Origin of the sequence: Arthrobacter sp. 4R501 (genome assembly GCF_002929755.1) — a bacterium.
Classification (GTDB): Bacteria; Actinomycetota; Actinomycetes; order Actinomycetales; family Micrococcaceae; genus Arthrobacter.
In genome coordinates this window covers 138,703-162,319 of record NZ_PJIW01000013.1, presented here as the reverse complement: position 1 = coordinate 162,319, position 23,617 = coordinate 138,703, and the positions used below count along the sequence as shown (strand labels likewise).

Annotated in this window: 15 protein-coding genes; 12 read left to right on the top strand and 3 right to left on the bottom strand. The window is 63.1% G+C overall.

Annotated elements, in window-relative coordinates:
- Positions 1-252: 252 nt before the first annotated feature.
- From CXR02_RS14590 to rplL, 4 genes are all read left to right on the top strand, one after another.
- Positions 253-1,371 carry a GNAT family N-acetyltransferase gene (locus CXR02_RS14590; protein ID WP_104062638.1) on the top strand — a complete coding sequence of 373 codons (1,119 nt, stop codon included), beginning with the start codon at positions 253-255 and terminating at the stop codon, positions 1,369-1,371.
- A gap of 8 nt (positions 1,372-1,379) precedes the next feature.
- The gene (locus CXR02_RS14585) at positions 1,380-2,498 is read left to right on the top strand and encodes a GNAT family N-acetyltransferase (protein WP_104062651.1); all 1,119 of its coding nucleotides are present in this window, start codon (positions 1,380-1,382) and stop codon (positions 2,496-2,498) included.
- A gap of 296 nt (positions 2,499-2,794) precedes the next feature.
- Positions 2,795-3,394 (top strand): 50S ribosomal protein L10, encoded by a 600-nt coding sequence (gene rplJ / locus CXR02_RS14580; protein WP_104062637.1) that lies wholly within the window; start codon positions 2,795-2,797, stop codon positions 3,392-3,394.
- An 80-nt stretch (positions 3,395-3,474) separates the two neighbouring features.
- Entirely contained in the window at positions 3,475-3,852 is a 378-nt protein-coding gene (gene rplL / locus CXR02_RS14575) for a 50S ribosomal protein L7/L12 (RefSeq protein ID WP_056344416.1), read from the top strand.
- A 124-nt stretch (positions 3,853-3,976) separates the two neighbouring features.
- Here rplL and CXR02_RS14570 read toward each other — a convergent pair whose 3' ends face one another.
- Positions 3,977-4,474, bottom strand: coding sequence for an aminoacyl-tRNA deacylase (locus CXR02_RS14570; protein ID WP_104062636.1), 498 nt, complete (start codon positions 4,472-4,474; stop codon positions 3,977-3,979).
- A 16-nt stretch (positions 4,475-4,490) separates the two neighbouring features.
- Positions 4,491-5,690, bottom strand: coding sequence for an acetyl-CoA C-acetyltransferase (locus CXR02_RS14565; protein ID WP_104062635.1), 1,200 nt, complete (start codon positions 5,688-5,690; stop codon positions 4,491-4,493).
- Between the two features lie 224 nt (positions 5,691-5,914).
- Here CXR02_RS14565 and CXR02_RS14560 point away from each other — a divergent pair, with 224 nt between their 5' ends.
- The 7 genes from CXR02_RS14560 (at position 5,915) to tuf (ending at position 19,141) form a co-directional block, all read left to right on the top strand.
- Positions 5,915-6,385, top strand: coding sequence for a hypothetical protein (locus tag CXR02_RS14560; RefSeq protein ID WP_104062634.1), 471 nt, complete (start codon positions 5,915-5,917; stop codon positions 6,383-6,385).
- Between the two features lie 296 nt (positions 6,386-6,681).
- Positions 6,682-10,191, top strand: a complete 3,510-nt coding sequence (gene rpoB, locus CXR02_RS14555) for a DNA-directed RNA polymerase subunit beta (RefSeq protein ID WP_104062650.1) — start codon at positions 6,682-6,684, stop codon at positions 10,189-10,191.
- Between the two features lie 161 nt (positions 10,192-10,352).
- Complete coding sequence (locus CXR02_RS14550) at positions 10,353-14,252, top strand: DNA-directed RNA polymerase subunit beta' (protein ID WP_104062633.1); 3,900 nt, start codon at positions 10,353-10,355, stop codon at positions 14,250-14,252.
- 422 nt (positions 14,253-14,674) lie between these two features.
- Positions 14,675-15,049 (top strand): 30S ribosomal protein S12, encoded by a 375-nt coding sequence (rpsL, locus tag CXR02_RS14545; RefSeq protein WP_011692814.1) that lies wholly within the window; start codon positions 14,675-14,677, stop codon positions 15,047-15,049.
- A gap of 1 nt (position 15,050) precedes the next feature.
- Complete coding sequence (gene rpsG, locus CXR02_RS14540) at positions 15,051-15,521, top strand: 30S ribosomal protein S7 (RefSeq protein WP_011692813.1); 471 nt, start codon at positions 15,051-15,053, stop codon at positions 15,519-15,521.
- A gap of 69 nt (positions 15,522-15,590) precedes the next feature.
- The gene (gene fusA / locus CXR02_RS14535; RefSeq protein WP_104062632.1) at positions 15,591-17,705 is read left to right on the top strand and encodes an elongation factor G; all 2,115 of its coding nucleotides are present in this window, start codon (positions 15,591-15,593) and stop codon (positions 17,703-17,705) included.
- 245 nt (positions 17,706-17,950) lie between these two features.
- On the top strand, positions 17,951-19,141 hold the full coding sequence (tuf, locus tag CXR02_RS14530; protein WP_056344396.1) for an elongation factor Tu: 1,191 nt from the start codon (positions 17,951-17,953) through the stop codon (positions 19,139-19,141).
- A gap of 230 nt (positions 19,142-19,371) precedes the next feature.
- Here the strand turns inward: tuf and CXR02_RS22425 are convergent, their stop codons facing one another.
- The gene (locus CXR02_RS22425) at positions 19,372-19,821 is read right to left on the bottom strand and encodes a hypothetical protein (RefSeq protein WP_181037242.1); all 450 of its coding nucleotides are present in this window, start codon (positions 19,819-19,821) and stop codon (positions 19,372-19,374) included.
- Here CXR02_RS22425 and CXR02_RS14525 point away from each other — a divergent pair.
- Positions 19,790-23,599, top strand: a complete 3,810-nt coding sequence (locus CXR02_RS14525; RefSeq protein ID WP_181037241.1) for a hypothetical protein — start codon at positions 19,790-19,792, stop codon at positions 23,597-23,599. The genes CXR02_RS22425 and CXR02_RS14525 overlap by 32 nt on opposite strands.
- Positions 23,600-23,617 lie beyond the last annotated feature (18 nt).

Genomic DNA, 23,617 nt, shown 5'->3' with positions numbered 1-23,617 from the left:
ACTCCCACACCGGTCCAACACCGAAAAGAACTGAACCTTCTGCTCCGGCGTGTATTTCCTCCTGCTGGCAGCTTCTTTCGTTAAAGACGACACGGTCGTTGCAACTCCCAAAAATTCTGGGTGTTGCAACGACCGCTAGAACCCGCCCTGCGCCGGACGGTCCTTTTGCATACCCAAGGACCCTGGAGCAAACGGTCTCCGTCCCGCCCTCGACCAAACCATGCGGATAGTTGCGGATGGTTAGGAGGGGGCATGACCGGCCAGCAGCTGATGATCACCGCAGTCGCCATTCCTTCAGCGCCCGACGCCGGGACAGACCACAGTGCCGGCGGCCCCGGCAACGTGATGGACTTCTTCGAGTGCCACGCCCTGCGCGGGAAGCATGAACTGGAGAAATGGGGCGACCTGGACCGCTGCCCCACGGCCATGGAGAGCCTGGAATACTGGCGCGGCAATGAGTATGAGTCGCGCCGGCTCTTCATAGCACGGCTGGGCCAGGAAACCGTAGGTACCTGCTCCGTAACCCTGCCCCTGCGTGAGAACACGTCCACGGCAGGGATCCTGGTGGACGTGGCGGCAGCCTTCCGGCGGCGGGGTTGGGGCCGCCGGCTGCTGGAGCACGCCGAGGCTGTGGCCGCGGACAGCGGACGCACTTCCCTGGACGCCTACTGTGAGCTGCCGGCCGGGCCGGTGGAGAACGCGGCCCGGCTGGTCCCCGCCAAATCCGGCGCGGGCGGGCTCCCCGCAGATGACCCTGCCGTGGCCTTTGCAGCCTGTGCGGGCTACGAACTTGAGCAGGTGGAGAGGGCCAGCCGGCTCGCCCTGCCGGTACCGGCGAGTCAACTCGACGCCCTGGAGATTGAGGCCTCTTCACGGGCAACCGGCTACGCTCTGGTGGGCTGGTCTGATCGGTGTCCTGACGAACTCGTGGCTGAATACGCAGTCCTCAAGAACCGGATGAGCACAGATGTCCCTATTGCCGGCCTGGACTGGGAAGCCGAGGACTGGGACCCAGACAGGGTCCGGCAGGAAGAGCAGTCGAGCAGCCGCGGCGGCGTGCAGAGCCAGGTCGCAGCGGCGCTGCACAGGCCTACCGGCAAGCTTGTGGCCTACACGGTCCTGAACTGGCGGCCGGGCATTCCTGCGAGCATTACCCAGCAGGACACGCTGGTCTCGTCCGAGCACCGCGGCAAGAGGCTGGGATTGCTGATCAAGACGGCGAACCTCCGGGCGGCCCAGCATCGGTGGCCCGCGGCGCGATCGGTGCTGACATGGAACGCCGTGGAAAACCGGCATATGCTGGCGATAAATAATTTGCTTGGATTCAAACCTGCTGGTTATGAGGGCGAATGGCAGAAACGGCTGGGATGACGCACCTGATGGCAGAAGACGTACGGATCGAGCAGTTGTGGATCCCGGATACCTTGGACGCGCCCGACGCAGTGGATTTTCTGGCTGCCGTGGAGGTAGGCCGCAAAGTCCGGATGCAGACCTGGGGCAGTGATGACCTCGCGTACACGCCGCTGGAGAAGCTCCTGGAGCTGGCCGATCCCTATGAGCGCCAGATCATCCTGGTGGCCAAGGCCGGGGACCAGATCATCGGCACGGTGGACATTGCACTGCCACTGACTGACAACCTGGACATGGCGGAGTTCACGCTGGACATCCTGCCGGAATTCCAGCGCCAGGGGGTGGGCCGCAAGCTGCTGCTCGCGGCAGAACACCTGGCACGCAGCGAGGGCCGCACCCTGATCCTCGTTGACACCAACCATCCCGGCGCGTCCCTGCACGAGTTCGAGGCGGCCCAGCTGGTGCCGGGTTCCGGGCAGGGCTTTGTGCCGCTGGACAGCCGGGAAGTCGAATTCGCGCGCCGGACGGGCTACACACTGCAGCACATCGAACAGTTCAGCGCCTGTGCACTGCCCCTGGACACCAAACTCGTGGCCGATCTCCAGGCCGAGGCCGATGAAGCCAACAACGGGCGGTACCGGCTTCATCACTGGACGGACCGCTGCCCGGATGAGTGGCTGGAAGCCGTGGCCGTGCTCGAAAACCAGGCGGGCGCCGACGTCGACCCTTCCCTGGAGACTCCCGTTGAGCAGGACATGGTGTTCGACGGCGGCATCCTCCGCGAGGCGGAAGAGGTCACCATCGCGCAGGGGAGGCGGACGGTGGTCACCGCCGTCGAGCATCTGGCCACCGGGGCACTGGTGGGCCTGACCACCATCAGCGTCCTTGCGCACCGGCCCGATGTGGTGTTCCAGGACGACACCCTGGTCCTGCAGGAGCACCGCGGGAACAAGCTGGGGCTGCTGATCAAGGTGGCCAACATGGAGCGGCTCACCGAGCAGTTCCCCGATGCCCGGGTGATCTACACCTGGAACGCGCCGGAGAACAGGTATCTGCTGACGGTCAACCAGCAGCTTGGCTTCACCACGGCCGGCGTGACCGGCATCTGGCAGAAAGAGCTCCCATACCTGGGGACCAGTAAGAGCTGAGGTCGATTTGGTGGTCCGGCGGCCGGTCCCGTAAGCTTGAACTACCAAAGACCGTCGGTTGTTGGAAATCCATTCTCCTGAACGCAGCTCAACTCTGCAGTTGTGTGCGGGAGGCCAAATGTATTTCTGGACGAAGGACCCTGAACATAGGGCGGCCGGCGCAGGTGAACGAAGCAACGCTCCACAGTGAAAGCCGTGTTGAGCCAAGCCCCGTGCATCTGCGCGGGGCGTTTTTTTGTTTTAGCTCATCTGAGCGGGGACCGTCGCATACCGGCACTATCCCCGGAAGGAGGGTTATGGCAACGCCTACAAAGGTTTCAGCAGTAGCTGAGATCACTAACGATTTCAAGGAATCGAACGCCGCTGTCCTGACCGAATACCGTGGGCTCACCGTTGCACAGCTCAAGCAGCTGCGTGTTTCTCTCGGCCAGGACACCAAGTTCTCGGTCGTCAAGAACACCCTGACCGCAATTGCAGCCAAGGAAGCTGGTGTCGAAGCATTCAACGACCAGCTCTCCGGCCCTACTGCAATCGCGTTCATCAAGGGTGACGCAGTTGCAGCTGCCAAGAGCCTGACGGATTTTGCCAAGGCCAACAAGCAGCTGGTCATCAAGACCGGTTACTTCGAGGGCAAGGCACTGACCGCCAGCGAAGTTTCTGCACTGGCAGCGCTCGAGTCCCGCGAGCGGCAGCTCGCCATGGTTGCAGGCATCCTCAAGGCTCCTGCTGCCGCCGCTGCACGCACGATTGACGCACTGCGCCTCAAGCTTGAAGAAGAGAACGGTGCACCGGCAGCTGCCGAGGCTCCCGCCGCTGAAGAAGCTCCGGCCGCAGAAGAAGCCCCCGAAGCGGTTGCAGAAGCCTCGGCTGAAGCACCCGCTGCCGAAGAGAACTAGTTTCTCTTCACCCACCAGACTCCGGTGTGAAGGCAATGGCCTAGGCCGCCAAGCACCAACTATAGGAAGGACGCCACACCATGGCGAAGCTCACCAACGAAGAGCTCATTGAAGCTTTCAAGGAACTGACCATCATCGAGCTCTCCGAGTTCGTCAAGCTCTTCGAAGAGACCTTCGAAGTTACTGCAGCTGCAGTTGCTGTTGCCGGCCCCGCCGGTGGCGGCGCAGCTGAAGAAGCTGAAGAGCAGACTGAATTCGACGTTATCCTCGAATCAGCTGGCGAAAAGAAGATCGCAGTGATCAAGGAAGTTCGCGCAATCACTTCCCTGGGTCTGAAGGAAGCTAAGGACGTTGTTGACAGCGCTCCGAAGGCTGTTCTCGAAGGCGTCACGAAGGAAGCTGCCGAGAAGGCAGTGGAGCAGCTCCAGGCTGCCGGCGCAACCGTTACCCTCAAGTAACTCACGCCGCTTCACGGAAACCCCGTCCACTTCGGTGGGCGGGGTTTTCCTGCATTTAACCCAACGCGGGGTCACATAATGCCCCTGAAGTGCCCACTATTGAGCCGTAAGTGACCCCGCGTTGCTAGCTCGGTTCGGAGATATCGGCGACGACGGCGCCCAGCGCTGCGGTGAGCGCATCGGCGTCCACAAACGCGCTGTAGCCGTGTTCCCCGGCGCCCATGGAGATCCGGCGGCCGGCAATGGTGGCGTCCGCGTACACCGGCCAGGCGGTGGTGCTGCCGAGCGGGGTGATGGTTCCGCGTTCGTAGCCGGTCGCACCAAGCGCCACGTCCGCGGGCGGCAACGAGAGTTTGTTGACGCCCACCAGGGTCCGCAGTTTTGGCCAGGAGATCTGCCGGTCGCCCGGAATCAGCGCGAACAGGAACGTCCCGTCCTTGTGCTTGACCACCAGGGACTTCACGATGTCTGCGGGCGTGATGCCCAGAATCCCGGCAGCCTCCTCGAGGCTCCGCGCGGCCAACCGCTCCACCAGCTGCACGTCCAAGCCGCGCGCGGCGGCGTCAGCAAGGAAGCGCTGACGTCCGACGGCGGCGCTCCCGTTGTCCGCCTGCCCCGCCATCAGTCCGTGCCCGCCATCAGTCCCGGTACAGCAGGAGCGCTTCGCCCTGACCGCCGCCGCCGCACAGGGAGACCGCGGCCTTGCCGCTGCCCCGCCGTTTGAGTTCATGGGCCGCGTGCAGCGCCAACCGCGCACCGGAAGCCCCGATCGGGTGGCCCAGGGCAATGGCGCCGCCGTGGATGTTGCACTTCTCCAGCGGGTAGTCCAGGTCTTTCAGAGACTGCACCGCGACTGAACCGAACGCTTCGTTAATTTCGATGAAGTCCAGGTCGGCGGTGCTCCATTCCGCCCGCTGCAGTGCGTTCATGATGGCGTGGGACGGCTGCGAATGCAGGGAATTGTCCGGACCGGCAACCTGTCCGGGCTTCCCCACCACAGCCAGGTATTCCAGGCCGTTCTCCTCCGCGAAACGGCGCGATGCCAGCACCAGTGCGGAGGCGCCGTCGGACAGGGGAGAGGAGTTGCCGGCGGTGATGGTTCCGTCGCTGACAAAGGCTGCCCGGAGCCCGGCCAAGGACTCGATGGACGTGTTGGGCCGTACCCCTTCATCCGTGGAGACAACGACGGGATCTCCCTTGCGCTGCTTGACGCTGATGGGTGCGATCTCGTCGTCGAAGACGCCGTTCTTCGCCGCCAGCGCCGCACGCTGGTGCGAGTGGGCGGCCACGTTGTCCTGCGAGGTCCGGTCAATGCCCAGGGTCAGGTTCTTGGTTTCGGTGGACAGGCCCATGGACTGGCCGTCGAACGCATCCGTGAGGCCGTCGTGCGCCGCAACATCCAGCGCCTGGATGGCGCCATAGGTCCAGCCCTGGCGGGAACCCGGCAGCAGGTGAGGCGCACGGGTCATGGATTCCTGGCCGCCGGCCACCACGACGGTGGCGTCGCCGCTGCGGATCATCCTGGCCGCGTCGATCACCGCGGTCAGCCCGGACAGGCACACCTTGTTGATGGTGACGGTCGGAACGTTCCAGCCGATTCCCGCTCCGATGGCGCTCTGGCGTGCGGGGTTCTGCCCGGCGCCGGCCTGCAGTACCTGGCCCATGATGACGGCGTCCACCTGGCCGGCGTCCACGCCGCTCGCTGCAATCGCGGACCTGATCGCGTGCGCTCCCAGTTCGACGGCGGTGAAGCTCGCCAGCTGCCCGTTGAGCCGGCCCTGCGGGGTGCGAGCACCGGCCAGGATGACCACGTCAGTGTTGTCGTTGGAGTTGCCCATTGTGATCTCTTCCGCTCTGAATCGATGTACTTCCAAGGCTACCGTGAGGCATGTCACCTATTTATCCAAACGCCGCAGGGGTGCCGATGATTCCAATCGTGCCGGCCGTGGCCAGCAGGGGAGAACTACCCATCCGCCGGTTGTGCGCGAGGTCGCGGTGGTGCGTAGGGTGGACGGCGAAGACGAAAGCATCAGAGCAACGCAAAACAGGGAGCAGCAGCATCTTGAAGAAAATCCTCGCCGCGGCAGCCATGGCCAGCCTCGCCGGACTCACCGCCTGCAGCGTGGCCACTCCTACGCCGGACAGCACTTCATCCACAGCAGCCCCCACTGCGTCCACGTCCGCACCTTCCACCGCATCGCCGTCGCGCTCTTCCAGTCCGTCAGCAGCGCCCCAGGCCGGTGGTGTTAAGGGAGCATGCGAGACGTTCAACTCGCTCTACGCCGACTACAAGGCCATCCAGGACGATTCCAGCGCCTACGAGGACATCTACTTTGCCGCGCAGGACGCCAAGGACACGGTGTCGGGGAACCTGGTGGGACTGTTTACTTCGCTCAGCGTCCTCGCGCTTGACCACTCCACGGCCGCGAAAAGCGGCGGCGATCCCGAGCAGGCTTCCAAGGATGGTGTGCGGGATGCTGTCTTCGCAAACGCCCAGGCCTGCACGGCTGAGGACGTTACGCTCCGGCTCTGATGCCGCTTCCGGTATCAAAAAATCAGTGCTTGCAATAAGTCCGGTTGTGGGGTAGACACGTAATTGGTTTTGCCGTATCGTAGATATTTGCGTCTTCCCTGTTTACCTTCAGCCTTCATATAGCGGTGGGCTTTGCCTGGCAGCTGACCATCAACGTGCCGTCAACAACGTCATTGTATGGAAAGCCCCGGCCCGGGTCATATAGCGGAACCGGATGGTAGCACTGCGGAGTCATTCCGCAGGGTGCACAGCGGGGGAGATCTGAAAACGCCTGAAGGTCTGTGGAAGGATCCCTCTTGGTCGCCTCGAGCACCTCTAATAACGAAACCGCTAACACCGCCGACAGCACTGATGGTGCCACTCGCCGGCTCTCATTCGCAAAGATTCACGAACCGCTGGACGTTCCGAATCTCCTTGCCCTGCAGACGGACAGCTTCGACTGGCTGGTCGGAAACGAACGCTGGCAGGCGCGCGTAGCGAAGGCCGTCGAAGAAAACGATCTCAGCGTCGCCACCTCGTCCGGACTGTCGGACATCTTTGAAGAGATCTCCCCGATCGAGGACTTCCAGGGCACCATGTCCCTGAGCTTCTCCGATCCGGAGTTCGCTGACCCGAAGTACACCATGGCCGAGTGCAAGGACCGGGACGCAACGTACTCGGCACCGCTGTACGTCAAGGCCGAGTTCATGAACAACAACACGGGCGAAATCAAGCAGCAGACCGTGTTCATGGGCGACTTCCCCCTCATGACGGAGAAGGGCACCTTCGTCGTCAACGGCACCGAGCGTGTGGTCGTCTCCCAGCTGGTCCGTTCACCGGGCGCCTACTTTGAGCGCACCGCCGACAAGACCAGTGACAAGGACATCTTCACTGCCAAGATCATCCCGTCCCGCGGTGCATGGTTTGAACTCGAAATCGACAAGCGCGACCAGGTCGGCGTTCGCCTCGACCGCAAGCGCAAGCAGTCCGTCACCGTTCTGCTGAAGGCCCTCGGCTGGACCGAAGGCCAGATCCTCGAAGAGTTCGGCCAGTACGACTCCATGCGCGCAACGCTGGAGAAGGACGCCACCGAGACCCGCGAAGACGCGTTGCTGGACATCTACCGGAAGCTGCGACCGGGCGAGCCGCCCACAGTCGAGGCTGCCCAGTCCCTCCTGGACAACCTGTACTTCAACTCCAAGCGCTATGATCTGGCCAAGGTTGGCCGTTACAAGATCAACCGCAAGCTTGGCATTGACCGCTCCCTTGGCGACAAGGAAGCTTCGGTCCTGCACGTTGAAGACATCGTGGCCATGATCAAGTTCCTTGTTGCCCTGCACGCCGGCGAGAAGACCCTCACGGGCAAGCGCGACGGCCAGGACCACGAGCTGCGCGTTGAGATCGATGACATCGACCACTTCGGCAACCGTCGTATCCGCGCCGTCGGCGAGCTCATCGAGAACCAGGTCCGCACCGGCCTGTCCCGTATGGAGCGTGTTGTCCGCGAGCGGATGACCACCCAGGACGTCGAGGCCATCACGCCGCAGACACTGATCAACATCCGCCCTGTTGTTGCAGCCATCAAGGAGTTCTTCGGAACTTCCCAGCTGTCGCAGTTTATGGACCAGAACAACCCGCTGTCGGGTCTGACCCACAAGCGCCGTCTGTCCGCGCTTGGCCCGGGTGGTCTGTCCCGTGACCGCGCAGGCATGGAAGTTCGAGACGTTCACCCGTCCCACTACGGACGTATGTGCCCCATCGAAACCCCTGAAGGCCCGAACATTGGTCTGATCGGTTCGCTGGCATCCTACGGCCGTATCAACCCGTTCGGCTTCATCGAGACTCCTTACCGTCTCGTCGCTGAAGGCGTTGTCTCCGATGAGGTCCAGTACCTCACGGCCGACGACGAAGCAGAGGTCCTGATTGCACAGGCCAACGCTCCGCTGGATGAGAACAAGAAGTTCGCCGAAGAGACCGTCCTGGTCCGCGCCCGTGGTGGTGGAGGCGAGCCTGTGCTCGTTCCCGCCGGCGAGGTCGAGTTCATGGACGTTTCCCCGCGCCAGATGGTGTCCGTGGCTACGGCCCTGATCCCGTTCCTCGAGCATGACGATGCTAACCGCGCACTCATGGGTGCCAACATGCAGCGCCAGGCCGTGCCGCTGGTCCGTTCCGAGGCCCCGTTCGTGGGTACCGGCATGGAGCGCGCCGCAGCCGTCGACGCCGGTGATGTCACCATTGCGAAGAAGGCCGGTGTGGTTACCGAGGTCTCCGCTGAGCTCGTCATCATGCTCAACGACGACGGTACGGAAACCAACTACCGCATCAACAAGTTCGCACGCTCCAACCAGGGCAACTGCTACAACAACCGTGTCCTGGTGAACGAAGGCCAGCGCCTCGAGGTCGGCGGCATCATCGCCGACGGTCCGGCAACGGACCAGGGCGAACTCGCCCTTGGGAAGAACCTGCTCGTGGCATTCATGTCATGGGAAGGCCACAACTTCGAGGACGCCATCATCCTCTCGCAGCGCATCGTTGCCGAGGACGTTCTTTCCTCCATCCACATCGAGGAGCACGAGATCGATGCCCGCGACACCAAGCTTGGTGCCGAGGAAATCACCCGTGACATCCCCAACGTGTCCGAGGAAGTCCTGGCAGGCCTGGACGAGCGCGGCATCATCCACATCGGTGCCGAAGTTGAAGCCGGCGACATCCTGGTCGGAAAGGTCACCCCGAAGGGTGAAACCGAACTGACCCCGGAAGAGCGCCTGCTGCGCGCCATCTTCGGTGAGAAGTCCCGCGAAGTACGCGACACCTCCCTGAAGGTTCCGCACGGCGAGTCCGGCACCGTCATCGGCGTCCGCGTCTTCGACCGCGACAACGACGACGAACTGCCCCCGGGCGTGAACCAGCTGGTGCGCGTCTACGTGGCCGCCAAGCGCAAGATCACCGACGGCGACAAGCTCGCCGGCCGTCACGGCAACAAGGGCGTTATCTCCAAGATCCTCCCGATCGAGGACATGCCCTTCCTTGCCGACGGTACCCCCGTTGATATTGTCCTGAACCCGCTGGGTGTCCCGGGCCGTATGAACGTCGGCCAGGTGCTGGAAACGCACCTCGGCTGGGTTGCCAAGACCGGTTGGAAGATCGAAGGCGAGCCCGAGTGGATGAAGCAGCTGCCGAACCTGCCGCGCGAGAGTGGCTCAACCACTGTTGCAACGCCGGTGTTCGATGGCGCCCGTGAAGAGGAAATCACGGGTCTGCTGGACTCCACCAATGTCACCCGCGACGGCGACCGCCTGATCAACTCCTCAGGCAAGACCCGCCTCTTCGACGGCCGCTCCGGCGAGCCGTTCCCGGATCCGATCTCGGTCGGCTACATGTACATCCTGAAGCTCCACCACCTGGTGGACGACAAGATCCACGCCCGTTCCACTGGCCCGTACTCCATGATCACGCAGCAGCCGCTGGGTGGTAAGGCACAGTTCGGTGGCCAGCGCTTCGGTGAGATGGAAGTGTGGGCGCTGGAAGCTTATGGCGCCGCGTACACGCTCCAGGAACTCCTCACCATCAAGTCGGATGATATCCACGGTCGTGTCAAGGTCTACGAAGCAATCGTCAAGGGCGAGAACATCCCCGAGCCGGGCGTTCCTGAGTCCTTCAAGGTCTTGATCAAGGAAATGCAGTCGCTGTGCCTGAACGTGGAAGTACTCTCCACGGACGGAACCACAATTGAAATGCGTGACTCTGATGACGCAGTCTTCACGGCTGCGGAAGAACTGGGCATCGATCTGTCTCGTGCAGAGCCCAGTTCCGTAGAAGAGGTTTAGCAGGTTGATGTCCGGGGAAAAGCAAGCGGCCCCGCCGCGCTGCCTTTTCCCCGGCATCACCTCCCTCTTCCCGTAACCGGGGCAACCGGTGGTCGAGCTTGTCGAGACCCACGTGCCCTCAAGACTTCAGAATTTAGAGAACAAGAGAGAACAGGGACCATATGTCCAGCGAATCCTCCTTCGGCCTCATGCAGATCGGCCTCGCCACCGCGGATGACATCCGTGGCTGGTCTTACGGCGAGGTTAAGAAGCCGGAAACCATCAACTACCGCACGCTCAAGCCCGAGAAGGACGGCCTCTTCTGCGAGAAGATCTTCGGCCCTTCCCGCGACTGGGAATGCTACTGCGGTAAGTACAAGCGCGTGCGCTTCAAGGGCATCATCTGCGAGCGTTGTGGCGTTGAAGTCACCCGTGCGAAGGTCCGCCGTGAGCGCATGGGCCACATCGAGTTGGCCGCCCCGGTCACGCACATCTGGTACTTCAAGGGTGTTCCGTCCCGCCTGGGCTACCTCCTTGACCTGGCACCGAAGGACCTCGAAAAGGTCATCTACTTCGCTGCCTACATGATCACCAGCGTCGACGCCGACAGCCGCCACGAGGAACTGCCCAACCTGCAGGTTGAGCACGACATCGAGAAGAAGCAGCTGATCGACAACCGCGACTCCGACATCGCCACGATCGCCCGTGACCTCGAAAACGAGATCGCGCGCCTCGAAGGTGAAGGTGCCAAGGCTGCCGACAAGAAGAAGGCCCGCGACTCCGCGGACCGTCAGATGGCCAACGTGCGTAAGCGTGCCGACGCCGAGATCGAGCGCCTCGAGCAGGTCTGGGACCGTTTCAAGAACCTGAAGGTCGCAGACCTCGAAGGCGACGAAGGCCTCTACCGCGAGCTGCGCGACCGCTACGGCATGTACTTCGAAGGCTCCATGGGTGCCGAAGCCATCAAGAAGCGTCTTGAGAACTTCGACATGCAGGCCGAGTCTGACCTGCTGCGCGACATCATCGCCAACGGCAAGGGCCAGCGCAAGACCCGCGCCCTGAAGCGCCTGAAGGTGGTCAACGCGTTCCTGACCACCAACAACAGCCCGCTCGGCATGGTTCTCGACGCCGTCCCGGTGATCCCGCCGGAACTGCGCCCGATGGTCCAGCTGGACGGTGGCCGCTTCGCGACCTCCGACCTCAACGACCTCTACCGTCGTGTGATCAACCGCAACAACCGCCTCAAGCGCCTGCTTGACCTCGGTGCCCCGGAGATCATCGTCAACAACGAGAAGCGCATGCTTCAGGAAGCTGTTGACAGCCTCTTCGACAACGGCCGTCGCGGCCGTCCGGTCACCGGTCCGGGCAACCGTCCGCTGAAGTCCCTGAGCGACATGCTCAAGGGCAAGCAGGGCCGTTTCCGCCAGAACCTCCTCGGCAAGCGCGTTGACTACTCCGGCCGTTCGGTCATCGTCGTCGGCCCGCAGCTGAAGCTGCACCAGTGTGGTCTGCCCAAGCAGATGGCACTGGAGCTCTTCAAGCCGTTCGTGATGAAGCGCCTGGTTGACCTCAACCACGCCCAGAACATCAAGTCGGCCAAGCGCATGGTTGAGCGTTACCGTCCGCAGGTTTGGGACGTGCTGGAAGAGATCATCACCGAACACCCGGTGCTGCTCAACCGTGCACCCACCCTGCACCGCCTCGGCATCCAGGCGTTCGAACCGCAGCTTGTTGAAGGTAAGGCAATCCAGCTCCACCCGCTGGTTTGTGGCGCCTTCAACGCTGACTTCGACGGCGACCAGATGGCAGTCCACCTGCCGCTGAGCCCTGAGGCCCAGGCTGAGGCACGCATCCTGATGCTGTCCTCGAACAACATCCTGAAGCCGTCCGACGGCCGTCCGGTCACCCTGCCTTCGCAGGATATGATCATCGGTCTTTACCACCTGACCACCAAGCGTGTCGGTTCAGCTGGCGAAGGACGCGTCTTCTCTTCGGTTGCCGAAGCCATCATGGCCTACGACCTCCGCGAGCTGCACCTGAACTCGCAGGTCAGGATCCGTCTCGAAGGCTTCGTTCCGTACGCGGGCTGGGAAGCTCCGGAAGGCTGGGAAGCCGGCCAGCCGGTGATCGTCCAGACCTCCCTGGGACAGGTCATCTTCAACCAGACGCTGCCGGCGGATTACCCGTGGGTTGAGAACGTTGCGGACAAGGGCGAACTATCCACGATCGTCAACGATCTCGCCGAGCGCTACCCGAAGGTGGTCACGGCGGCAACGCTGGACAACCTGAAGGACGCCGGTTTCTACTGGGCCACCCGCTCAGGCGTTACAGTCGCCATCTCGGACATCGAGGTACCCAAGGACAAGCCGCGGATCCTCGCCGGCTACGAAACCATGGCTGCCAAGATTCAGGGCCAGTACGACAAGGGCCTGATCGACGACGACGAGCGTCGCCAGGAACTGATCGAGATCTGGAACAAGGCAACCAACGAGATCGCCCAGGTCATGCGTGACAACCTGTCGCCGATGAACACCATCAACCGCATGGTGTCCTCCGGTGCACGTGGTAACTGGATGCAGGTCCGACAGATCGCGGGTATCCGTGGCCTGGTGGCCAACCCTAAGGGTGAAATCATCCCGCGTCCCATCAAGTCCTCCTACCGCGAGGGCCTGTCGGTGCTGGAATACTTCATCGCTACGCACGGTGCCCGTAAGGGTCTGGCTGACACCGCGCTGCGTACCGCCAACTCGGGTTACCTGACCCGTCGTCTGGTGGACGTGTCGCAGGACGTCATCGTCCGCGAAGAGGACTGCGGCACCGAGCGCGGCCTGGTCACGGCAATCGCCGTGCCGGACGCCAACGGCGAGCTGGTCCTGGACGAGAACGTCGAGAACAGCGCCTACGCCCGTACGCTCGCTGTTGATGTTGTGGACTCCAAGGGCAATGTCCTTGCGGCCGGCGGCACCGACTGCGGCGACGTCGTTATCGCTGAGCTGTTCGCAGCCGGCATCACCGAGGTCAAGGTCCGCTCCGTACTCACCTGTGAGTCCAGCGTCGGCACCTGCGCCCTGTGCTACGGCCGTTCACTGGCCACCGGCAAGACCGTGGACATCGGCGAGGCTGTCGGCATCATCGCCGCACAGTCGATCGGTGAGCCCGGTACCCAGCTGACCATGCGTACGTTCCACACCGGTGGTGCTGTTTCCGCCAGCGGTGGCGACGACATCACCCAGGGTCTGCCCCGTATCCAGGAGCTCTTCGAAGCCCGTACTCCGAAGGGTGTCGCACCGATTGCTGAAGCAGCCGGCCGCATCGCCATCGAAGAGTCCGAGCGTCAGATGCGCCTGGTCATCACTCCGGATGACGGCTCTGAAGAGATCGCCTACCCGGTACTGCGCCGTTCACGCCTCCTCATTGAGGACGGCGAGCACGTCACGGTGGGCCAGAAGCTCATCAACGGTCCGGTGGATCCCAAGCAGGTTCTGCGCATCATGGGTCCCCGTGCCGCGCAGAAGTTCCTGGTGGACGAGGTCCAGGGCGTGTACCGCAGCCAGGGCATCGGTATCCACGACAAGCACGTCGAGGTTATCGTTCGCCAGATGCTGCGCCGGGTCACGGTCATCGAGTCCGGCGAATCGGATCTGCTCCCCGGCGAGCTCGCCGAGCGCAGCCGCTTCGAGGAGGCCAACCGCCGCGTTGTGTCCGAGGGCAAGACTCCGGCTTCCGGACGTCCTGAGCTCATGGGCATCACGAAGGCGTCCCTGGCCACCGAGTCCTGGCTGTCGGCAGCTTCCTTCCAGGAGACCACCCGCGTCCTGACGCAGGCGGCCATGGAAGGCAAGAGCGACCCGCTGCTCGGCCTCAAGGAGAACGTCATCATCGGTAAGCTGATCCCGGCCGGCACGGGTCTCCCGCGCTACACCGAGGTCACCGTGGAGCCCACTGAGGAAGCGAAGGCCAACCTGTTCACCGGCCCCAGCGCATTCAGTGACTTCTCGTACGACTCCCTGGGCGGCGACGGAGCTCCTGAGTTCCACGCCATCCCGCTGGATGACTACGATCTCGGCAACGATTTCCGCTAACGCCTAAAGCAAGGCGGGGTCACTTACCGCCCAATCCGCACCTCGGATTGGGCTCAAAGTGACCCCGCGTTGCTGTTTAAGTGCTGAACGACTTTGAGTGGAGGACGACGGCGGCACCCGGGGTCCGCCGTCGTTCGCTATACACCCGATTAAGGCGCGGGATCCAGCCGTGCTAAACTTTCTGTAATTGTTCTGTGTGGCAGTGGATGAAGGCCGCCGCAGCATCATTTTGGTTTTGTTCTCATGATGCTGGGTGGAGCTTGTTTCCGGGTTGCGGGTAAGGTGCGCAACGAATGCCACACTTTTGCACGCCTACGCAAGTTTCCAGAGGCCGCGGCTGCAAGGAGCAACGCCAAAACCATCGTGTTCAGGCTGGCGCCTGAGCGTGAAGGTTAGAGATCAAACCAACGGAGAACACGAGAGTGCCTACGATTAACCAGCTGGTCCGCAAGGGCCGCACGCCTAAGGTCAAAAAGACCAAGGCTCCCGCGCTTAACGGCAGCCCGATGCGCCGCGGTGTTTGCACCCGCGTTTACACCACCACCCCCAAGAAGCCGAACTCGGCTCTTCGTAAGGTTGCACGTGTGCGCCTCAACGGTGGCGTTGAAGTTACCGCTTACATCCCCGGTGTAGGCCACAACCTGCAGGAGCACTCCATTGTGCTCGTTCGCGGCGGTCGCGTGAAGGACCTCCCCGGCGTTCGCTACAAGATCGTCCGTGGCGCCCTCGATACCCAGGGTGTGAAGAACCGTAAGCAGGCACGCAGCCGTTACGGCGCAAAGATGGAGAAGAAGTAATATGCCTCGCAAGGGTCCGGCCCCCAAGCGGCCGCTCGTACTAGATCCCGTTTACGGCTCCCCGCTGGTTACCCAGCTGATCAACAAGGTGCTGGTTGACGGTAAGAAGTCCACCGCAGAGCGCATTGTTTACGGTGCCCTCGAAGGCGCCCGCGCCAAGTCCGGCGGCGACCCCGTAGCAGCCCTCAAGAAGGCCATGGAGAACGTCAAGCCTTCCCTCGAGGTCCGCTCACGCCGCGTTGGTGGCGCTACCTACCAGGTTCCGGTTGAGGTCAAGCCGGGCCGCTCCACCGCCCTCGCCCTGCGTTGGCTGGTTGGCTACTCCAAGGCCCGCCGTGAAAAGACCATGACCGAGCGCCTCCAGAACGAAATCCTGGATGCCTCCAACGGTCTCGGTGCCGCTGTGAAGCGTCGCGAAGACACCCACAAGATGGCCGAGTCCAACAAGGCCTTCGCACACTACCGCTGGTAATACTTCCCGGACGCCGCCGGCTCGACTGAGCCGGCGGCGAACGCGTAGTCCATCCGAAAGGGAGACACCGTGGCACAGGACGTGCTTACAGACCTTAGTAAGGTCCGCAACATCGGCATCATGGCTCACATCGATGCTGGCAAGACCACCACCACCGAGCGCATTCTGTTCTACACAGGTGTGAACCACAAGATCGGCGAAACGCACGACGGCGCTTCGACGACTGACTGGATGGAACAGGAGAAGGAACGCGGCATCACCATCACGTCTGCCGCCGTGACCTGCTTCTGGGACAACAACCAGATCAACATCATTGACACCCCCGGCCACGTTGACTTCACCGTCGAGGTTGAGCGCTCACTGCGCGTCCTCGACGGCGCCGTTGCCGTGTTCGACGGTAAAGAAGGCGTCGAGCCCCAGTCTGAGACCGTTTGGCGCCAGGCTGACAAGTACAACGTTCCGCGTATCTGCTTCGTCAACAAGATGGACAAGCTCGGTGCTGATTTCTACTACACGGTAGACACCATCATCAGCCGCCTCGGTGCCAAGCCGCTCGTTATGCAGCTGCCGATCGGTGCCGAGAACGACTTCGTCGGCGTTGTCGACATCCTGGAAATGCGCGCGCTGGTCTGGCCGGGCGACTCCAAGGGTGACGTCACCATGGGTGCCAAGTACGAGGTCCAGGAGATCCCCGCGGATCTGCTGGAGAAGGCCAAGGAATACCGGGCTGCCCTCGTTGAGACGGTGGCTGACGCTACCGAAGAGCTCATGGAGAAGTACCTCGAGGGTGAAGAACTCTCCGTCGAGGAGCTCAAGGCCGGCATCCGCAAGATGACGATCAACTCCGAGCTCTACCCGGTCTTCTGTGGCTCCGCGTTCAAGAACCGCGGCGTTCAGCCGATGCTTGACGCCGTGGTTGACTACCTGCCCAACCCGCTCGACGTTCCGCCGATGATCGGTCACGATCCTCGCGACGAAGAGAAGGAACTCACGCGCGCGCCTTCCTCTGAGGAGCCGTTCTCGGCTCTGGCGTTCAAGATTGCTGCGCACCCCTTCTTCGGCCAGCTCACCTTCATCCGCGTGTACTCCGGTCACGTCGAAGCGGGTGCTCAGGTGGTCAACTCCACCAAGGGCAAGAAGGAGCGCATCGGCAAGCTGTTCCAGATGCACGCCAACAAGGAAATGCCTGTTGAGGGCGCTACCGCCGGCCACATCTACGCAGCGATCGGGCTGAAGGACACCACCACGGGCGACACCCTGTGTGACTCCAGCAACCAGATCGTCCTCGAGTCCATGAGCTTCCCGGAGCCCGTGATCTCGGTTGCCATCGAACCGAACACCAAGGGTGACCAGGAGAAGCTCTCACTGGCTATCCAGAAGCTCTCCGCTGAGGACCCGACCTTCCAGGTCTCCCTCAACGAGGACACCGGTCAGACCATCATCGCCGGTATGGGCGAGCTCCACCTGGATATCCTGGTGGACCGCATGCGCCGCGAATTCAAGGTCGAGGCCAACGTCGGCAAGCCGCAGGTCGCTTACCGCGAAACCATCAAGAATGTTGTTGCGCGTCACGACTACACGCACAAGAAGCAGACCGGTGGTTCGGGTCAGTTCGCAAAGATCCAGATTGCCATTGGGCCGCTGGACACTTCCGAAGGCGAACTCTACGAGTTCGAGAACAAGGTCACCGGTGGGCGTATTCCGCGCGAATACATCCCGTCGGTTGACGCCGGTATCCAGGATGCACTGAATGACGGCGTCCTGGCCGGTTACCCGGTTGTTGGCATCAAGGCGACGCTGATTGACGGCGCTTACCACGATGTTGACTCTTCGGAAATGGCGTTCAAGATCGCCGGCCGTATGGCTTTCAAGGAAGCCGCACGCAAGGCAAACCCCATCCTGCTCGAACCGCTGATGGATGTAGAGGTCCGCACCCCTGAGGAATACATGGGTGAAGTAATCGGTGACCTCAACTCCCGCCGTGGCCAGATGCAGTCCATGGAAGATGCACAGGGCGTCAAGGTCATCCGTGCGCACGTCCCGCTGTCCGGCATGTTCGGCTACATCGGTGACCTGCGTTCGAAGACCCAGGGCCGCGCTGTGTACTCCATGACGTTCCACAGCTACGCGGAGGTCCCGAAGGCATTTGCCGACGAGATCATCCAGAAGAACCGCGGCGAGTAGTCTTCCGACTTTCGCAGCAAAAACTCGGGTGCGTTTCCGGTTCACGGAAGCTCACCTGGTGCAGGTGGCCGGGTCCGGTCTAGCCGGGCCCCGGCCATCTGCACGAACAGGCTCGAGGGACTAGTATTAGTTCCTGAATCTGCAATTTCACCAATCCAAAGCCCCCCAAGTAGACTTGCCTGAGTTTCTGCCGCGATAAGCGCGGTCGAAGGGTAAGTCATTTGAAAACGTTCTAGGAGGAACCTGTGGCAAAGGCAAAGTTCGAGCGGACTAAGCCGCACGTCAACATCGGCACCATTGGTCACGTTGACCACGGTAAGACGACGCTGACTGCCGCCATTTCCAAGGTGCTGTACGACAAGTACCCGACTCTCAACGAGCAGCGCGACTTCGCGTCGATTGACTCTGCTCCGGAAGAGCGCCAGCGTGGCATTACGATCAACATTTCCCACGTTGAGTACCAGACCGAGAAGCGCCACTACGCACACGTAGACGCTCCGGGTCACGCTGACTACATCAAGAACATGATCACCGGTGCTGCACAGATGGACGGTGCAATCCTCGTGGTTGCCGCCACTGACGGCCCGATGGCTCAGACCCGCGAGCACGTTCTGCTTGCCCGCCAGGTTGGCGTTCCCTACCTGCTGGTTGCGCTGAACAAGTCGGACATGGTTGATGACGAAGAACTGCTGGACCTCGTTGAAATGGAAGTTCGTGAGCTGCTTTCGGCTCAGGGCTTCGATGGCGATGAAGCTCCGGTTGTTCGCGTTTCCGGTCTGAAGGCTCTCGAAGGCGACCCCATCTGGGTCAAGTCCGTTGAGGACCTCATGGCCGCCGTTGACGAGTCCGTTCCGGACCCCGTACGCGACCGTGACAAGCCGTTCCTGATGCCGATCGAAGATGTCTTCACGATCACCGGCCGTGGCACCGTTGTAACGGGCCGCGCCGAGCGTGGAACCCTCGCCATCAACTCCGAGGTCGAGATCGTCGGCATCCGCCCGGTCCAGAAGACCACGGTGACCGGTATCGAGATGTTCCACAAGCAGCTCGACGAAGCATGGGCCGGCGAGAACTGTGGCCTCCTGCTCCGCGGTCTGAAGCGCGATGACGTAGAGCGTGGCCAGGTTGTCGTCAAGCCGGGTTCCATCACCCCGCACACCGACTTCGAGGCCAACGTCTACATCCTCTCCAAGGACGAAGGCGGACGTCACAACCCGTTCTACTCGAACTACCGCCCGCAGTTCTACTTCCGCACCACGGACGTAACCGGCGTTATCACCCTGCCGGAAGGCACGGAAATGGTTATGCCTGGCGACAACACTGAGATGACCGTTGCGCTCATCCAGCCCATCGCCATGGAAGAGGGCCTCGGCTTCGCTATCCGCGAAGGCGGCCGCACCGTTGGTTCAGGACGCGTTACCAAGATCATCAAGTAATTTACTTGTTGATTACGGAGCTGATCGCCGTCTGACGGCCTGACGCGAAGTTTGGAACAGCCCCGCTGCTAGTGCAGCGGGGCTGTTCTTTGCTACGATTAATCCAATCAATGGATTAATCGTGCAGGAAGGCCTGCCCTCTGGAAAGGGATCGCCGTGAGGGACGAATCATATGAAGCGGGGTACCGCGCCGGTCACCTTCAGGGGTGGCGTGACGCCGTGGTCAAGCTTCAGGCGTCCGGCCAGCCCAGTCCGGGGGCCACGCAATCGCCAAGTTCTGCCGACGCCGACTCACGGCGGGGGGAGGGCCCGCCCCTGGGGCAGCGCACGACGGCGGCGGTCACCAGTGTGCCCACGCCGGCCACGCCAGTGCCCGCCGACGTCAGCATCTCCCTGGTGACGGTGCCGGTGCCGGTGCCGGCGTCGCCTTCGGCGCCCTTATCGTCGCCGTCGCCCACCGCGTCGGTGCCACCGAGGATTCCGCCGCAGTCTCCGGCCGCCTCGTTCCAGACATATCCGGAGACACCGGCCGAGCGCCAGGCCCGCCGTGAAAAGCGGGACCGGCAGAACATCAACATCACGCTGTACGTGGCCAGCCTGCTGCTGGTGGCTGCCGCAGCACTCTTCATCGGCACCAGCCTTCCGCCCATGTTGCGCTTTGCCGGCGTCTGCGCAGTCACGGCGCTTTTCTATGGCGCGGGATTTGTTCTGCACGCCCGGGTCCCGCGGCTGAAGCCTGCTGCCGTGGCGTTCACCGGCACCGGGCTTGCCCTGGTTCCTGTGACCGGGCTGGCACTGTACAACTTCGCATTGCATCACGGCCCGTCTGCCTGGCTGATCACGTCGCTGATTGGTACCGCGGCTTATGTTGCGGCGGCGGTCCGGCTGGAGAGCAGGGTTCTCGTGTATCTTTCCTTCACGTTTGTGGCTTCCACAGCGTTCTCCGGCGTTTCAATCCTGGGTGGCGCGCTCGTCTGGTATTTCGCTGCGCTCATAGCCGTCGCCGTGCTGCTAACGGGCATTGCCCTGGCCCGGCCGCGTTGGCTGCCGCCGGTGTATGTCAGGCCGCTGATGGTCCTGCACCCGTTGGTGGTTCCGGCCGTTGCCGTCGCCGCGACCTGCGTGCCGTTGCACTTGGACAAAGCTGAGTACGCGCTGGTCATCGGGATGTGCGGAGTCTATTTTGCCCTCATGGCCGCTGTTCCGGGGCGGTTCAGGCTGATCAACTTCTATGCGGCACGGGCCGCCCTGACTGTAGCTGCCGTCGTCGAGATCTGGCACCTGACCGGCCGGGGGACCGATGCCCTGCTCGCCGCCGGCGTACTGTTCGCCGCCCAGGCAGTGGGGCTGGCGTTCCTGTCGGCCAGGCTGACGGGCTGGTTTCCCCAGCAGCAGGCAGGCTCGTCCGGCGCCGGCAACAGCCCAAACGCCGCTGGAGAACGCTGGCAGGTTGATGCCCGGGCGACGTTTGCTCTGCAACTCGCTGCCACCACGGCGTTCAGCGTTCAGGAGACCGCTGTCGGCTTTTTCCGCGCTATGGATGGCTACGGTTCAGTCGCAACGGGTACTGCGGTGCCGCTGTGGGTGCCGGTGGCATTATCTTTGGCCACGGGCATGGTGCTGGCAGCCAAGTGGGCCGGCCGGGCCGAATGGGCGCCCGTGGCCGCACTGGTGTTGGCCGGCATAGTTTCGCCTTCGATGGGCGCGTGGCCGCTAGCCGGAATGCTGCTCGCTGCGGCCGGCTTCTGGGCGATCCGTGGGGTTTTCGCGGCAGGTGATTTCCGCGGCCGGCTGGTTCTGGGGTCCCGGTTGGCCCTTACCTGTGCGGTCCCTGTGACTGTCGCGGCAGTGATGGATGACGGCCCTGGGCGGGCCGAGGCGTCCATGTTCGCGCTGTTGCTGGCACTCGTGTGCCAGCAACTCCTGACGGCACTCCTGGAACGCGCGGGCGTGCGGACGTTGGCGCCGGAGGCAACCTTGGGCGTCTTCGGTACCGGGGGTGCACTGGTTCTGGTCGGGATGCCGTTCATTGAGACCTCGCCGGACCACGGCCTGACAGCCGTCTGCGTGATCATCCAGCTTGCTGCCGCTTTTGTCATCGGAGCCCTGGAGGTTCCACGGCCGGCTACGGAACCGGACTGGGTTGCAACGGTGTGGGAGGCCTTGCCGCTGGGTATGTCCGTGGTCGCCGCGACGGTCGCGTTCCAAGCCGTTTCACAAGGCGCCGGGAATGCGGCGTTGTTGTTGGTGGTTGCATATCTGCTCATCACTGCGGCTCGTCTGCCCCTGCGCCAACACCGCTGGGCCTACTGGTGGTTCGCCAGGGCGGCAGCCACCGTACTTGCCCTGACAGCTTTTCACCAGCTGCAGCGGGACGGCGGCCCGGTGGTCATCGCGGACGAAGTGGTCCACCCGGCAACGGTCCTGGTGACCGTGCTGGCACTCCAGCTGTGCTTTCCGCTGGTTGCTGCGGGGCGCCGTCGTGCTCCCCGCGGGATTCTTGCCGACGCGGGCGCAGTGCTCCTTCTCCAGTTGGCCGGCATTGCCAGCCTCTTGCAGTCAGGTTCCGCAGACTGGCAGGAAACGTACGCTGCAGGACTCGTGGCCCTAGGCGGGGCGGCCTCGGGGTACTTCCTTCGCAGAGTGGCGGGTGCAGCCTGGTTGGCCCCGTTTGCATTTGTTGTGCTGCTGGTCGTCAGCGATGGCGATCTACTTCGGGTGGAACTGATCCTGGGTATCTTCGCGGTCTACTCCACGCTGATGGTGGTGGCCGAGCAACGGCGGGCCAGGAAGGGCTGGTACTTTGTGGCGGCCCGCGTGCTGACGGCAGCCCTCGCAGTGGTTCTCAGTTACGACATCACCGCCTCGCCCACTGTGGTTTCGGTGACGTTTGCCCTGGTGCTCGCGGCCCAGCATGCCATCCGCTGGGTGATGCGCTCACGGCTGGCTGACATCCCCTTCCAGCAGGCTGCAGTCTGGATCACCCTGGTCGGGCAGGCATTGCTGCCGCTGGTCTACGTGACCAGGCCGGGCGACGTCGGGCTGCTGGCGCAGCACGACGACGGCGGCCGCTGGGTGGTGTTGTTGGAACTGCTGTTGCTGCTGGTCTCTGCTGTGGTAGCCAGGAGACTCTTCAGTGCCTACGGAGCCCGCTACTTCGCTGTGTATGCTGCGCTGTTCGGCGTGCTCGCACTGGGCCCGCTGTTCACGTTCGGCGGGACGTTCCTTGTGACCGCGGTCCTGAGCCACACCGGCACTGCCGTGACTCTGCTGGGTGGTGCGCTGCTTGCGACCGCTGCCGGCATCCTGCGGCACCGGCAGAACGCGGGCCGGCAGAACGGGCTCACTCAGAGAGGGCACGAGCAGAATGGTCACCAACAGACCGCTGGCGACACTGACGTCGAGCACTGGCTCTGGCTGGTTACCGCCAGCTCGTTTGCCGGTGTGGGGCTGCTGATCTCGCCGTTGGCGGCCGGCTGGGTAACGGGTGCGGCTGTCCTGGCACTGTCAGCCGTGTGCTTTACCGCATCGCACGTCGAGGATCTGCCGGTGCTGTATCCGCCGGCAGCCGTGGCCGCGCTCGGCGGGTCCGTCGCCCTGGCGGCGGAGGCGTATCAGGATGTCCCCGGCGTCTGGGACGGATTCCTGCCATGGCTGACCGGCGCGGGTGTGGCTTCGGCCGCCCTCTATGCCGTGCGGCTCATGCGCAGCGGCCCCTTGCAGGCCGAGCCGGTGCGTCGTTGGTCGCTTGCCGGTGCGGCGTTCCTCGGCCTCGTGCTGGTGGTCTTCGTCGGAATCCGGAACGATGCAACGTCCTGGACGGCGGCCGCCGTGCTGGCCGCCGCCGTCGGGGTGTCCCACAGGGAGGCGCCCGCAAGGGCGCGACGGATCGCCCTCGAAGTGGGTGCGTTGGTCCTCACAGTAGCCATCCAGCGCGCTGCCATCTTCGAACTGGACGCGACTGAAGATCGCACAGGCCGGCTATTGACCGACCTTCCCAGCCCCTTCTGGGTGGTCCAGTGGTACGTGGTCCTGGCCGCTGTCCTCGGTGGCTTGCGCTACTTCGCCGGCAACCAAGCTGCCGGCCGGTTACTGGTGGGCGCGGCCTCTGCGTTGCTCTCGCTGAGCGGCCTGGGCATAGTGTTCGGCGGGAACGCTGGGCAGCAGCTGTGGGTCCTGGTGCTCCTCGCCCTGCTGCTCATGGCAGGCCTTGGCCTAGGGGAACGGCTCTTCGTCTGGTGGGGTGCGGCAGGGGTGGCCGCCTGCATTCTGTGGGCCATGCGGCAATACACGTTCCTGCTGTTGGCATCCATCGCTGTGGGGCTGATCGTCTTTGCCGTCTGGCGGCTGAACCGCGGAACAGCCGGTCAGGCGCCGGAGGCGGGACCAGCGGTGACCCCGGGTCCTGAGTCCAGCTCACCGTCCCGCGAGGGCAGGGAACCGTCCCGCCGGCACTGATACTGTTGCTGACAGCGA

Bases quoted from the DNA above. Each gene is read 5' to 3' on its own strand.
- CXR02_RS14590 (WP_104062638.1), top strand. From the start codon at position 253: ATGACCGGCCAGCAGCTGATGATCACCGCAGTCGCCATTCCTTCAGCG.
- CXR02_RS14585 (WP_104062651.1), top strand. From the start codon at position 1,380: ATGGCAGAAGACGTACGGATCGAGCAGTTGTGGATCCCGGATACCTTG.
- rplJ (WP_104062637.1), top strand. From the start codon at position 2,795: ATGGCAACGCCTACAAAGGTTTCAGCAGTAGCTGAGATCACTAACGAT.
- rplL (WP_056344416.1), top strand. From the start codon at position 3,475: ATGGCGAAGCTCACCAACGAAGAGCTCATTGAAGCTTTCAAGGAACTG.
- CXR02_RS14570 (WP_104062636.1), bottom strand. From the start codon at position 4,474: ATGGCGGGGCAGGCGGACAACGGGAGCGCCGCCGTCGGACGTCAGCGC.
- CXR02_RS14565 (WP_104062635.1), bottom strand. From the start codon at position 5,690: ATGGGCAACTCCAACGACAACACTGACGTGGTCATCCTGGCCGGTGCT.
- CXR02_RS14550 (WP_104062633.1), top strand. From the start codon at position 10,353: ATGTCCAGCGAATCCTCCTTCGGCCTCATGCAGATCGGCCTCGCCACC.
- rpsG (WP_011692813.1), top strand. From the start codon at position 15,051: ATGCCTCGCAAGGGTCCGGCCCCCAAGCGGCCGCTCGTACTAGATCCC.
- CXR02_RS14525 (WP_181037241.1), top strand. From the start codon at position 19,790: ATGTTGCGCTTTGCCGGCGTCTGCGCAGTCACGGCGCTTTTCTATGGC.